Annotated in this window: 11 protein-coding genes; 7 read left to right on the top strand and 4 right to left on the bottom strand. The window is 63.6% G+C overall.

All coding sequences use genetic code 11. From position 1 onward, the window contains the following. Positions 1-3 precede the first annotated feature (3 nt). The 4 genes from kdpB to ACMDCM_RS13545 are packed head-to-tail and all read left to right on the top strand — an operon-like array spanning position 4 to position 6077. Complete coding sequence (kdpB, locus tag ACMDCM_RS13530; RefSeq protein WP_412774040.1) at positions 4-2079, top strand: potassium-transporting ATPase subunit KdpB; 2076 nt, start codon at positions 4-6, stop codon at positions 2077-2079. Positions 2080-2090: 11 nt separating this feature from the next. After that, positions 2091-2660, top strand: a complete 570-nt coding sequence (gene kdpC / locus ACMDCM_RS13535; RefSeq protein WP_412774041.1) for a potassium-transporting ATPase subunit KdpC — start codon at positions 2091-2093, stop codon at positions 2658-2660. 34 nt (positions 2661-2694) lie between these two features. After that, a complete protein-coding gene (locus ACMDCM_RS13540; RefSeq protein ID WP_412774042.1) occupies positions 2695-5391 on the top strand; it encodes a DUF4118 domain-containing protein in 2697 nt (898 codons plus the stop codon). A gap of 2 nt (positions 5392-5393) precedes the next feature. Next, a complete protein-coding gene (locus tag ACMDCM_RS13545) occupies positions 5394-6077 on the top strand; it encodes a response regulator (RefSeq protein ID WP_412774751.1) in 684 nt (227 codons plus the stop codon). A gap of 378 nt (positions 6078-6455) precedes the next feature. Here ACMDCM_RS13545 and ACMDCM_RS13550 read toward each other — a convergent pair whose 3' ends face one another. Further along, positions 6456-7349 (bottom strand): LysR family transcriptional regulator, encoded by an 894-nt coding sequence (locus ACMDCM_RS13550; protein ID WP_412774043.1) that lies wholly within the window; start codon positions 7347-7349, stop codon positions 6456-6458. Between the two features lie 144 nt (positions 7350-7493). Here ACMDCM_RS13550 and ACMDCM_RS13555 point away from each other — a divergent pair, with 144 nt between their 5' ends. The 3 genes from ACMDCM_RS13555 (at position 7494) to ACMDCM_RS13565 (ending at position 10162) form a co-directional block, all read left to right on the top strand. Then, a complete protein-coding gene (locus tag ACMDCM_RS13555) occupies positions 7494-8438 on the top strand; it encodes an alpha/beta hydrolase (RefSeq protein ID WP_412774044.1) in 945 nt (314 codons plus the stop codon). A 56-nt stretch (positions 8439-8494) separates the two neighbouring features. After that, complete coding sequence (locus ACMDCM_RS13560) at positions 8495-9460, top strand: alpha/beta hydrolase (protein ID WP_412774752.1); 966 nt, start codon at positions 8495-8497, stop codon at positions 9458-9460. A gap of 66 nt (positions 9461-9526) precedes the next feature. Beyond that, positions 9527-10162 (top strand): SDR family oxidoreductase, encoded by a 636-nt coding sequence (locus ACMDCM_RS13565; protein WP_412774045.1) that lies wholly within the window; start codon positions 9527-9529, stop codon positions 10160-10162. A gap of 453 nt (positions 10163-10615) precedes the next feature. Here ACMDCM_RS13565 and ACMDCM_RS13570 read toward each other — a convergent pair whose 3' ends face one another. The 3 genes from ACMDCM_RS13570 to ACMDCM_RS13580 are packed head-to-tail and all read right to left on the bottom strand — an operon-like array spanning position 10616 to position 13190. Then, entirely contained in the window at positions 10616-10981 is a 366-nt protein-coding gene (locus tag ACMDCM_RS13570; protein ID WP_412774046.1) for a hypothetical protein, read from the bottom strand. Positions 10982-11001: 20 nt separating this feature from the next. After that, positions 11002-12669 carry a lysozyme inhibitor LprI family protein gene (locus ACMDCM_RS13575; RefSeq protein ID WP_412774047.1) on the bottom strand — a complete coding sequence of 556 codons (1668 nt, stop codon included), beginning with the start codon at positions 12667-12669 and terminating at the stop codon, positions 11002-11004. A 5-nt stretch (positions 12670-12674) separates the two neighbouring features. Continuing rightward, a complete protein-coding gene (locus ACMDCM_RS13580; RefSeq protein ID WP_412774048.1) occupies positions 12675-13190 on the bottom strand; it encodes a hypothetical protein in 516 nt (171 codons plus the stop codon). Positions 13191-13212 lie beyond the last annotated feature (22 nt).

A 13212-nucleotide genomic window follows, 5' to 3' on the forward strand; every position in this document is an offset into this window, starting at 1 on the left:
ATCATGGCCAAATCTTCCATGACAAAGTCTTCGGAAATCAGCGTGTTCGATCCCGCCATCGTGGGACCGGCGGTCGGCTCGTCCTTCGCCAAGCTCGATCCGCGCGTACAGATCCGCAACCCGGTGATGTTCGTGGTCGAGATCGTCGCGATCCTCACCACCGTGATCTTCGCCCGCGATATCCTGTCCGGCGGCAGCCGCCTCGGCTTCTCGTTCCAGGTCATCCTGTGGCTGTGGTTCACGCTGCTGTTCGCCAATTTCGCCGAAGCGGTGGCCGAGGGACGCGGCAAGGCGCAGGCCGACGCGCTGCGCCGGACGCGCACCGAAACCGACGCCAGGCGTCTCGCGCCCGACGGCTCGACCTATGAACTGGTTCCGGCGACCAGCCTCAGGGTCGGCGACATCGTGGTGGTCGAGACCGGCGAGATCATTCCTTCGGATGGCGAGGTGATCGAAGGCATCGCCTCGGTCAACGAGGCGGCGATCACCGGCGAATCCGCACCGGTGATCCGCGAATCCGGCGGCGACCGCTCCGCCGTCACCGGCGGCACGCAGGTACTCTCCGACCAGATCAAGGTCCGCATCACCGCCGCCGCCGGCTCGACCTTTCTCGATCGCATGATCGGACTGGTCGAAGGCGCGCAGCGCCAGAAGACGCCGAACGAGATCGCGCTCAACATCCTGCTTGCGGGCATGACGCTGATCTTCGTGCTCGCGGTGGTCACCATTCCAAGCTTCGCCGCCTATGCCGGCGGCACCATCCCGATCGTCGCGCTGGTGGCGCTGTTCGTGACGCTGATCCCGACCACCATCGGCGCACTGCTCTCGGCCATCGGCATCGCCGGCATGGATCGCCTGGTGCGCTTCAACGTGCTGGCGATGTCGGGCCGCGCGGTGGAAGCCGCCGGCGACGTCGATACGCTCTTGCTCGACAAGACCGGCACCATCACGCTCGGCAATCGCCAGGCGACGGAATTCCTGCCGCTCAATGGTGTCGACGCGCGCGACCTCGCCGACGCCGCGCAGTTGTCGTCGCTCGCGGACGAGACGCCGGAAGGCCGCTCCATCGTCGTGCTCGCGAAAGAGAAATACGGCATCCGTGGCCGCGAGATGAGCGAGTTACACGCCCGTTTCGTTCCCTTCAGCGCGCAGACGCGCATGAGCGGCGTCGATATGGACGGCACGCGCATCCGCAAGGGCGCGGTCGATGCGATGCTCGGCGAGGTAGGCATCACGGGTGGCCGCGCCGGCAAGGCGAGCCACGCCGCGCGCGAACTTCAACAAATCGCGGAACGGGTCGCAAAATCCGGCGGCACGCCGCTGGCGGTGGCGCGCGACGGCAGGCTGCTCGGCATCGTGCATCTGAAGGACATCGTCAAGGGCGGCATCCGCGAGCGTTTCGCGGCGCTGCGCCAGATGGGCATCCGCACCGTGATGATTACCGGCGACAACCCGATGACCGCCGCCGCCATCGCGGCCGAGGCCGGCGTCGACGACTTCCTCGCGCAGGCGACGCCGGAGAACAAGCTGCGACTGATCCGGGCCGAGCAGAGCAAGGGCAAGCTCGTCGCGATGTGCGGCGACGGCACCAACGACGCCCCGGCGCTGGCGCAGGCCGACGTCGGGGTGGCGATGAACACCGGCACGGTGGCGGCGCGCGAGGCCGGCAACATGGTCGATCTCGACAGCGATCCGACCAAGCTGATCGAGGTGGTGGAGATCGGCAAGCAACTCCTGATGACGCGCGGCTCGCTGACGACCTTCTCCATCGCCAACGACGTGGCGAAATATTTCGCCATCATCCCGGCGATGTTCGTCGCCTTCTATCCGCAACTCCAGGCGCTCAACATCATGCGGTTGTCGTCGCCCGAAAGCGCCATCCTGTCGGCGCTCATCTTCAATGCGCTCGTCATCGTCGCGCTGATCCCGCTGGCGCTGAAGGGCGTCAAGTATCGCGCCATCGGCGCCGGCGCGCTGCTGCGGCGCAATCTTCTGATCTACGGCCTCGGCGGCGTCATCGTGCCGTTCCTCGGCATCAAGGCGATCGACGTCGTCATCACCGCCGTCGGCTTGGCCTGAAGGAGTTTGCCATGCTCGCCCATCTGCGTCCCGCTCTGTTCATGCTCGCGGCATTCACCCTCATCACCGGCCTCGCCTATCCGCTGGCCGTGACCGGCATCGCGCAGGCGGTGTTTCCGTCGCAAGCCAATGGCAGCCTGATCGTGCGCGACGGCCATGTCGTCGGTTCAAAGCTGATCGGGCAGGCTTTCGCCAGCGATCGCTATTTTCATCCGCGCCCGTCCGCGGCCGGCGACGGCTACGATGCGTCCGCCTCCGGCGGCTCCAATCTCGGCCCGACCAGCGCGAAACTGATCGCGCGCGTCAAGGCCGATGCCGGCGCACTGGCGCAACAGAATCCGGGCGCGCGGGTGCCGGTCGATCTCGTCACCACATCGGGGAGCGGCCTCGATCCGGACATCTCGCCGGAAGCGGCTTATTTCCAAATAGCGCGCGTCGCCAAGGCGCGCGGGCTTGCGCCGGATGTGGTGCGGGCGCAGGTCGCATCCCATATCGATAAGCGGGCCGTCGACCTGTTCGGCGAGCCGAGTGTGAACGTGCTCGAACTCAATCTGGCGCTGGACAAGACCGCCCCGCGATAAGCATGAATGACGGCGTGGCCCAAACGGACGACCGATGCCGGAGCAGAACGGAGAGCCGAAACGACCCGATCCGGAGGCCCTGCTGCGCGAAGCGGCGACGGAGACGCGCGGCCATCTGAAAGTGTTTCTCGGCGCCGCGCCCGGCGTCGGCAAGACCTACGAGATGCTGCTGAGCGCCGCCGCGCAACGCCGCGCCGGCGTCGATGCCGTCATCGGCCTCATCGAGACGCATGGCCGCGCCGAAACCGAGGCGCTGGTCCGCGACTTCGAAATCATCCCGCGCAAGCACATCGACTATAACGGCCGCCGTCTCGACGAGATGGACCTCGACGTTATCTTGGCGCGCAAGCCGAGCCTCGTTCTGGTTGACGAGCTGGCGCACACCAACGCACCCGGAAGCCGGCACCCGAAACGCTATCAGGATGTCGCGGACCTGCTCGCCGCCGGCATCGACGTCTACACGGCGGTCAACATCCAGCATCTGGAAAGCCTCAACGACGTCGTCCGGCAGATCACCCGCATCCGCGTACGCGAAACCGTGCCGGACGCTTTCCTCGACTGCGCCGACGAGATCGAGGTGATCGATCTGACCCCCGCCGACCTGATCCAGCGGCTGAAGGAAGGCAAGGTTTATGTTCCGGTGACGGCCGAGCGCGCGCTGGGGCATTATTTCTCGCCGGGCAACCTGACGGCGCTGCGCGAACTGGCGCTGCGCCGCACCGCCCAGCGCGTCGATCAGCAATTGCTCTCCCACATGCAGGCGCATGCGATCTCCGGCCCGTGGTCGGCGGGCGATCGCGTTCTCGTCGTCGTCAACGAACATCCCAAGGCGGCGGCGCTGGTGCGCTATGCGCGGCGGATGGCGGAGCGGCTGGGGGCGCGCTGGACCGCGCTCTATGTCGAGACGTCGCGCTCGCTGCGGCTCATTGAGGCGGCGCGCGACCGCATCGCCGAGACGTTGCGCATGGCCGAGCGGCTCGGCGGCGAGGCGGTGACGATTCCCGGCCGCGAACTGGCTGGCGAAATCCTCGACTACGCGGCGAAGAACAATTTCAGCCACATCGTCATCGGCCGCAGCGCGCGGCCGCGCTGGCGCGAAGTGCTGTTCGGCTCGATCACCTACGAGATCGTCCGCCGCGCGGGCAACATCGCCGTGCACGTCGTGACCGGCGACGAGAAGCTCGCGCCGGCCGCACAGGCGATCGATACGCGCGCGGCGTCGGCTCCGTTCGACCTGAAACCCTATCTGATGAGCATCGCGCTGGTCGGCCTCGCGGTGGGCTGCGGCGAAGTGCTGGAGCGCTTTCTCAACGCGCAGAACGTCGCGCTGGTGTTTCTGACGGCGGTGCTGGTCAGCGCCGTCGCCTTCGGCCTGCGCGCCGCGCTGTTCGCCAGCCTGCTCAGCGTGCTGGCCTTTAACCTGTTTTTCCTGCCGCCCTATTACAGCATCACCATTTCCGATCCCGAGAACGTCGTCGCGTTATTCTTTTTCCTCGTGGTGGCGCTGATCGTCTCCAACCTGACGGCCAACGTGCGCGCGCAGGCGATGGTGGCCCGCCAGCGCGCCCGCACCACCGAAGATCTTTATCTGTTCAGTCGCAAGCTTGCCGGCATCGTCTCGATGGATGACCTTTTGTGGGCGATCTCCTCGCAGGTCGCCTCCATGCTCAGGGTCAGGGTCGTGCTGTTTCTTCCGAAAAGCGGCGCGCTCGAACTCAAGACGGCATGGCCGCCGGAGGATGTCGCCGAGGAAGCCGATCTCGCGGCGGCGAAGTGGTCGTGGGAGAGCAACAAGCCCGCAGGCCGCGGTGCCGATACGCTGCCGGGGGCGAAACGGCTGTTCCTGCCGATGCGCACCGGGCGCGGCCCCGTCGCGGTGATCGGCATCGACAGCGACAAGCAGGGCCCGCTGCTGACGCCCGACGAGCGGCGCCTGCTCGATGCGCTGGCCGATCAGGCCGCGCTCGCCATCGAGCGCATCACCCTGTCGGAGGATTTCGACAAGGCGCAGCGCGCGGCCGAACGCGACCGGCTGCAAGCGGCGCTGCTCACCTCGATCTCGCACGATCTCAGGACGCCCCTCGCCTCCATTCTCGGCGCGGCGGACAGTCTCGCCGGGCTGCCCGACCTGTCGCCGGACGATCGCAATGCGCTGCTGTCCACCATTCAGGAAGAAGCCGAGCGGCTGAACCGCTTCATCGCCAATCTGCTCGACATGACGAAACTGGAGTCCGGCGCGGTCGCGCCCAACATGGCTCTGGTCGACATCGGCGACCTCGTCGGCAGCACGCTGCGCCGGGCGGACAGGATTCTGGCCGATCATCATATCGAGACGGCGCTGGCACCGGATCTGCCGATGGTGAGGCTCGATCCCGTGCTGTTCGAGCAGGTGCTGTTCAATCTCTTGGACAACGCGGCGAAATACGCGCCGGCCGGAACAATGATCCGGCTCGAAGCCGGGTGCGACGGCGCGTCGGTGCGTCTTCGGGTGCAGGACGAAGGATCTGGCATTCCGCAGGAGGAATTGGAGCGCGTGTTCGACAAGTTCTATCGTGTGCGCAAGTCGGACGGCCAGCGCGCCGGCACCGGCCTCGGTCTCGCCATCTGCCGCGGCTTCGTCGAGGCTATGGGCGGAACGATCGAAGCCGCCAACCGGACCGGCGGGCGCGGCGCGGTCGTCACTATCACGCTGCCGGTGCCGGACATCAATGAACCCAGGGCCAAAACGTGAATGTGAATGCCGCTACCATCCTGATCGTCGATGATGAACCGCCGATCCGCAGGCTGCTGCGTACGAGCCTCGCCTCGCAGGGCTTTCAGATCCGCGAAGCCGCGGATGGCCACAGCGCGCTGGCCGAGATCGAGCGATCCTGTCCCGATCTGGTCATTCTCGATCTCGGCCTGCCTGATATCGACGGCTCGGATGTAATCCGTCTCCTGCGAGGCAGCGGCAACGCCGTGCCGATCCTCGTGCTGTCGAGCCGTTCCGACGAAAAGGGAAAAGTCGAGGCGCTCGATCTCGGCGCCGACGACTATGTGACGAAGCCGTTCGGCACAGCGGAGCTTTTTGCCCGCATCCGCGCCGCGCTGCGCCACCGGCTGCAACAGCAGGGCGAGCCGCCGGTTTTCCGCAGCGGCGATCTCGAAGTCGATCTGGTGCGCCGTACCGTGCGCGTGCGCGGCGAGGAGGTGAAACTCACGCCGAAGGAATACGACATCCTGCGCATGCTGGTCGCCCATGCCGGCAAGGTGCTCACCCACCGCATGCTGATGAGCGAAGTCTGGCACGGCGAAACCGACGTGCAATATCTGCGAATTTACATCCGCCAGCTCCGGCAGAAGATCGAAAGCGATCCCGAACGGCCGCAGCACATCCTGACGGAAACCGGCATCGGATATCGGTTGAGGATGGAATGATCCGCCCAAGCCCCGCCACCCGGCGGTCATTTAAGCTCGAACTCTCGCGGTTCAGAGGCAATCGCGACGGTTTACCCGGTCAGAATCCGCATCCACCGCAAGCGATTCGAACGTCTTTCACCGCCAAACGCCGCCGTTTCTACACTTTTTTCACGCAGGCTATCTCTCGCTCTTCGCACGATCATAGCTTCGGCGGTTATCGGCGGCTTTATAGAGAGGGCAATCGACGGTTTTGGCGCGCCGTCTCAGGCGATGATGCGAACTATGTCTACTCCATAGCCCTCCAAGGCCCTCCCAAAGCCAATCGATAGTCGTTTTAAAGAATCCGCCATCATCAAGGGCGCTCATCATATTCGGAGCGCCCTCGGACAATCGTTCTCACGCCCGAAACCGCAGCGTCTCCACCAGAAGGGTGAATGCCGACGACGCGTGACGCCGGTGCGGATAGTAGAGGTGATAGCCTGGAAGGTCGGGCGTGAACTTGCCCAGCACCCGCACCAGCCGTCCGTCGTCCAGGTGGTGCTGAACCTGATCGAGCGGGAGATAAGCGAGCCCGTGGCCGTCGAGCGCGGCATCGAGGATCAGGTCGATGGTGTTGAGAATCAGCGGCCCCTCGACCCGCACGCGGACGTCGCGGCCGCCACGCTTCAGCCGCCAGCTATTGAGCGTGCCGGAGGTCGGCAGCCGCAGATTGATCGCGCGATGGTCAATCAGTTGCGCCGGTGACGCCGGCGCGGAGTGCGCGCGGAAATAATTCGGCGCGCCGACGATCGCCATCGGGATGTCCGGCCCGATGCGCATGGCGATCATGTCCTTCGCGATCTCGCCGCCGAGGCGAACGCCGGCATCGAAGCGATCGGCCACGACATCCGCCAATCCGTAGTCGATGGTGATCTCGACCTTGATGTCGGGGTTGTCGGCAAGCAGCCGCTTCATCGCGGGCACGAGGATGGTCTTTGCCGCGTGTTCGACGGTGGTGATGCGGATGGTTCCGGACGGGCGGTCGCGCAACTCGCCGAGCGAGGCGATCGCGGTATCGAGATCGTGCAGCATGGGGCCGAGAGCCGCGAGCAGACGCTCGCCGGCATCGGTCGGCGCTACGCTGCGTGTCGTGCGTGACAGCAGACGCAGCCCCAGCCGCTCCTCGATCCGCCGCACGATCTGGCTGAGCGCCGACTGCGCCATGCCAAGACGGGCGGCCGCCTTGGTGAAACTGCGTTCCTCGGCGACCACGACGAAGGCCGCCAGATCAGCAATCTCGTCCCGCCGCATTTATCACCTCAATGATAAGCCAAAGACAAATTACCCGTCTAATCCACGCAATCTTTCTGGCCTAGATTGCGTTCATCAGCAAGGGGGACTTCCCCAAAGTGGCGGCAACCGGCCGCGAGACGGTGAACGGAAAGGAACTGGACCATGGGCAAGATCAGCTTCGCCAATTCGAACAACCGGACCATCGCAATGTCGGCGGTGATCGATTTCCCCGCGGGCTTCGACGAGAAGAAGAACTATCCCACCATTGTCGTTTCGCACCCCGGCGGCGGCGTGAAGGAGCAGACCGCCGGCACCTATGCGAAGAAACTCGCCGAGCAGGGCTTCATTGCCATCGCGTTCGACCGATCCTACCAGGGCGAGAGCGGCGGCGAGCCGCGCCAGCTTGAAAACCCCTACATCAGCACCGAAGACGTCAGCGCGGTGATCGATTACCTGACCACGCTGCCTTACATCGACAAGGAACGCATCGGCGCGATGGGTATCTGCGCCGGTGCCGGCTACACCGCCAACGCCGCGATCCAGGATCGCCGCATCAAGGCGGTCGGCACCGTCAGCGCCGTCAATATCGGTTCGATGTTCCGCAACGGCTGGGAGAACAACGTCAAGTCGATCGATGCGCTGCCGCTGGTCGAGGCCGGCTCGAACGCTCGCACCTCCGACGCCGAAGGCAAGGGATACGCGACGATGCCGCTCGCGCCGCTGACGGAGAAGGACGCGCCGAACGAGGAACTGCGTCAGGCCTGGGAGTATTACCACACGCCGCGCGCCGAATGCGCCACCGCCCCCGGTGTCGCGACGCTGCGCAGCCTCAACCAGATCATCACCTACGACGCCTATCACATGGCCCACGTCTACCTGACCCAACCGATCCAGATCGTGGCCGGCAGCATCGCGGGCAGCAAGTGGATGAGCGACGACCTGTTCGATCGCGCCGCCAGCAAGGACAAGTCCTTCCACATCGTCGACGGCGCCAACCACATGGATCTCTATGACGGTCAGACGTTTGTCGATGAAGCGGTGTCGGTGCTCGCGCCGTTCTTCCGAAAGAAGCTGACGGGCGCAGCCGTGAAACAGGCGGCCGAATAACAAGATGCACCTACATGGAAGCCCATGCTTCCATGTTAGCCAGAAAGGAGAACCTCATGGAAACCGTGAATATCCGCAATCGCGACATGGATTGGGATATCGCCGCCGATATCCATTTCCCGCCGAACTTTGACAAGACGAAAAAGTATCCGGCCATCATCAGTGCCCATCCGATCGGGAGTTGTAAGGAGCAGACCTCGGGCAACGTTTATGGCGTGGCGCTGGCGAAGGAAGGCTTCGTCGTGATTGCGTTCGATCGCAGCTTTCAGGGGGCTAGCGGCGGGGAGCCGCGCTTCATTGAAGACCCAACCCTGACCGTCGAGGACTTCCGCCATGTCGCCGACTATCTGGTGACGCTGCCGTATGTGGATGAGGATCGTATCGGTGTTCTGGGTATCTGTGGCGGCGGCGGTTATGCGATCAACGCCGCGATGACCGAGCGGCGCATCAAGGCGGTCGGCACCGTTACCGGCGCGAACTATGGGCGGCTGATGCGCGGCGGTTTCGCCAAACTCGACCCCATCGGCTTGTTGGAAAAGATATCGAAACAGCGCACCGCGGAGGCACGTGGTGCCGAATGGCATGTCGATGATCTGCTGCCTCCTTCGGTCGAAGCCGGCAAGAAGGCCGGTATCAAAGATATCGATGTGCTGGAGGCGACGGACTACTATCGGACCCCGCGTGGTCAGAAACCTCACGGTTGCAACCGCTCGCTCCTATCGCACCAGGCTGCCGCTGTCGGCTGGGATGCGTTTCATCTCGCTGAGGTGCTTCTCACCCAGCCGCTTTGCGTGGTCGTGGGCGACAAGGTCGGAGCCTTCGGCGCCTATCGCGACGGCTGCGAAATCATCGAGCGCGCTGCCTCCAAGAACAAGGAACTGGTGGTGGTCGAAGGGTGGTCGCACTACGATCTCTACGACAAGCCCGAGCCGGTGCGTCAGGCGCTGGACAAGCTGGTGCCGTTCTTCAAGACGCATCTGAACGGTGCGGCCGCCGCAAGCCGGCCCCAGGCGGCGGAATAAGGGCGCTTTTCTCTGCGGAGCGGCGCCATTTCTCGCGCCGCTCCGCGTAATTTGTGAGGACGGAAAATGACCAAGGTGCTCGTTCTTGGCGCGGGTGGCCAGATCGCCCGCCACGTAGTGTCCATGCTGGAGAGCGACGCTGATGTGCATTTGACGCTGTTCGTTCGCAATCCCAGTCAACTGACGCATATGCCTGCGGACGCCAAACTCGTCCAAGGCGATGTACTCGACAGCGCAAGACTCAATGAAGCAGTCAAAGGGCAGAACATCGTCTACGCCAATCTGACCGGCGAGGATCTCGATGCGCAGGCCAGGAGCGTCATCGCGTCGATGCAAGCCATGGGCGTGAAGCGGCTGATCTTCGTCCTGTCGCTCGGCATCTACGATGAGGTGCCAGGTAAATTCGGCGAATGGAACAACGCGACCATCGGCGAGGACCTGAAACCGTTCCGCCGCGCCGCCGATGCCATCGAAGCCTCGCAGCTCGACTACACCATCATCCGCCCGGCTTGGCTGATGGACGAAGACGAGGTGGACTACGAACTGACCGAGCGTGACGCGCCGTTCAAGGGCACGGTTGTCTCCCGCAAGAGCGTGGCGGACCTGATCGCGAAGATCACCCGCTCTCCACATCTTCATTCGCGCGGGAATGTTGGCGTCAACAAACCGGGGACCGACGGCGACAAGCCCTACTTCATGTAGGCCGGATGTCAGACGCTCATCTCTGCGAAACGCGCAAGAGACGGCAGGAGACCGTTTCCGCTTCGTTCCGGATCAGAAATCGCCATTCGACCGGAAGCGATTCGAACTTTTTCACCGCCAAACGCCGCCGTTCCTACGCTTTTTCATACACAGACCATCTCCCGCTGTTCGCGGAGGCGTAGATTCGGCGGTTATCGGCGGTAATAGAGGGCAATCGGCGGTTTTGGCGCGCCGTCTCAGGTGATGATGCGAACTATATCTACTCCATAGCCCTCTAAGGCCCTCCTTCTTACTAAAACGCGGCTCATGTGAAGGGCTCGTGCCACGACTTGTTGAAAGCATGGACTTACGCAACCAACGACAGAGCGAGCACGACGCCTGGCGTCTGCGAGTTGAACTAGGCGGCGATGCTTGGTGCTTCATCGAGGCATCAGCAGTTGCTATTTCTATTTGCTACTTGCCTTCCGATATAGTCGTCAGCACTTTTTGAGCGCCGGACGTGATTGTTCCTTCGTTCAGCGCTGTGACATCGGTAAGGGTAAGCAGGCCGTCGGCGATCCCGTTGGTCATGCGCGTACACCACGCCTCGGCCACTTTTTCCACCGGCACGCTCATGAACTGGGCGGCGCCGGTCGGATTGTCGCCAATGCCTTGTTTGATGCAGGTCGCGATGGCGGATTGCCGTTCCGTATCATTTGCTTTCAGAGCCGCCGCCATTTGCTGAAACTCCTGCTCATTGTCCGCCAGCTGCGCCCATGCGGCCCTGACAGGCAGCAAGTTGAGAAGAATGAGTGCCGCGGCTATCGATTTGGTTTTCATGCTGTCGTCTTACTCCAGATCTATTTCCCGCGCATCATCGTGCCGTCGAAGCCGCAGGAGGCACCGTGATAGGCCGTGCAGGGTCCGGCAACTTCCGCCTTCAGCGCGCGCCTGCTATCCAGCGACAAATCCACGCGGCAGACTGGCGCGGACGGGTCTTTTGAGACGTAGCTCTCGCCAAGCACGGTAGCGCCGTTCGGCTTGCCGTATAGCGTGACAGCACCCGAGCAACCTTCCGAACCCGTACGGAGATCGATCACCAGATAATCGGGCTTGGCGGCGCCGCGCCGGATGGTGGCCGATAGCGCGCTGCCGTTCCATTGACCGACCCACGGATCGGAGGATGAACTGTCGGACGCGGTATCTGTTGGCGATAGCTTGGATGCGCGCACCTGCGGGCTGCCGACAGGCGCCAGATAGGCAAGGCAGACCCGCTTGTTGTCATCGTCAACATTCGGATCAGCCTCCTCGGCGGCATCGCGCATACAGGAACCATTGGCGGAGTAGACGAAGATTCCGCCATCGGCCGACATGTTGATCGGTCGCGTCTCGGACGATGCGCCGTGCGTGCCCTTGAGGCGGCGTGTCACCCGGCTGTCGGGGTCGGTGACGAGAAGCCCATCCTCACCGTTGTAGAACAGGTGAACCCCGGTCGGATCGAACTGGAAATTCTCCAGCTCCCAGCCGCCGGAGGCGATGACGCGCGGCTCCTTGTCGCCTCGTCGCGCAGCCAGCAGATCGAACGAGCCGTGCCCCTTGTTCTGCGCCCAGGCCGTGAAGGCACCGCCTTCCTGTTCGTTGTGGCTGTCGTCGTTGAAACCGGGTAGCGGTTTTTTCCCGATAACGTCGCTGGAAGCCGGCGCCGCTTTACGCGCAGCGTCGAAGACGGCAAATTGTTCGGCCACGTCAGACGGCAGCTCGCGTCGCTCCGCATAGCCCGCGATGTCAGCGCCAAATACGCTGCTGACGCCAAGCGGCCGGTTGGCGCGGACATAAAAGCGGCCGTCGCGTCCCCAGATCCACGGATCGAGCGCCGCAATGTCCTCGGGCTTTTCAGTCTTGCCTTTGTGCGTGCGCGGGGAGACGACGACCAGTCGTCCGCTCGCCGGCTCATAGAGCCAGACCTGCATCACGTAACCGGCGTCATTCTCGACACCCAGCGCCATCAGCGTCTTGTCGGGCGAGAACTGCGCCTGATAGGCGGCCTGTCGCCAATCGTCGGGATAGGCTGCTTGCAAAGGCTCGATCGGCACGGTCTTGATATCGAGCGGCACCAAAGGCGGCGCCGCGATATCCATGAGTTGGGCGATGCGCGGCGGATAGATCGCCTGAAGGCAAAGCAACTGCCCGAATTGCCGCGGGCTCAAGCCCTCTTCGTTGCCTGCCTTCGGCGTCACATTCGCCAGTCCGCAGCGGCGGTCACGCTCGGCAAGCCAGGCTTTCTGGCCGGCACGAACCGACGCAATGGCGGCGTCATCTTTCTGTGCCGTGAGAGTTGCCTTGAATGCAGCAGCCATGCGACCGTCGAGCGAGCCCACCGTATCCCAAGCACATATCGCCTTGTCGATCTGGCGCGTCGCCTTGGCACAATTGAAACCGGGGCTGCCAGCAAGAGCCGATATGGCAGCAAGCAAAGTCGACGCGGAAAACAGCGCCGCCGCGGTTAGATATCGGATCGATCGTATCATGCGGCTTATTCCTGTTCGCTGAAAAGCGCGCCCTGTGAACGCAGACGTCTCAACCCAAGCAGCACAAGCGCGAGTAACAGCGCGATCGTCGAATAAAATAGCGCTGCCACTACAAAAGTCGGCCAGGTGACGTCGTGCTGTTCACCATTGGCATGGGTACACCGGAAATTGTGCGCCACGCCGCTCTGACCCGGCCGATAGGAATAGTCCCGGGACAGGGCATCGCTCTTTCCGTCGCATACATAGGGCGCGGCAATCCCGACCACTGGCGGATAAAAAGCCCCGCCGACCGCGGCGATCATCGCCCCGGCAAAGATGCAGATCGCAATCACCAATGCCAGAGCGCCGGCCGCGTTACGCACCCGGCGTGGAAGAACCGAGAGTGCCAGGCAGGCGTAATCCAGCCGCCGCCACGGCTCGACGCTTCCTGCCGCACGCTGGGCCAATCCGATCGCCAACACCGCCGCCGGCACCACGAGCGCTATCGCGGCGATCAGGAGGAAGAATGTGAGATGGTTCATGACGCCTTGCCCCCTGGCTTGC

Origin of the sequence: Nitrobacter sp. (genome assembly GCF_047149785.1) — a bacterium.
Taxonomy (GTDB): domain Bacteria; phylum Pseudomonadota; class Alphaproteobacteria; order Rhizobiales; family Xanthobacteraceae; genus Nitrobacter.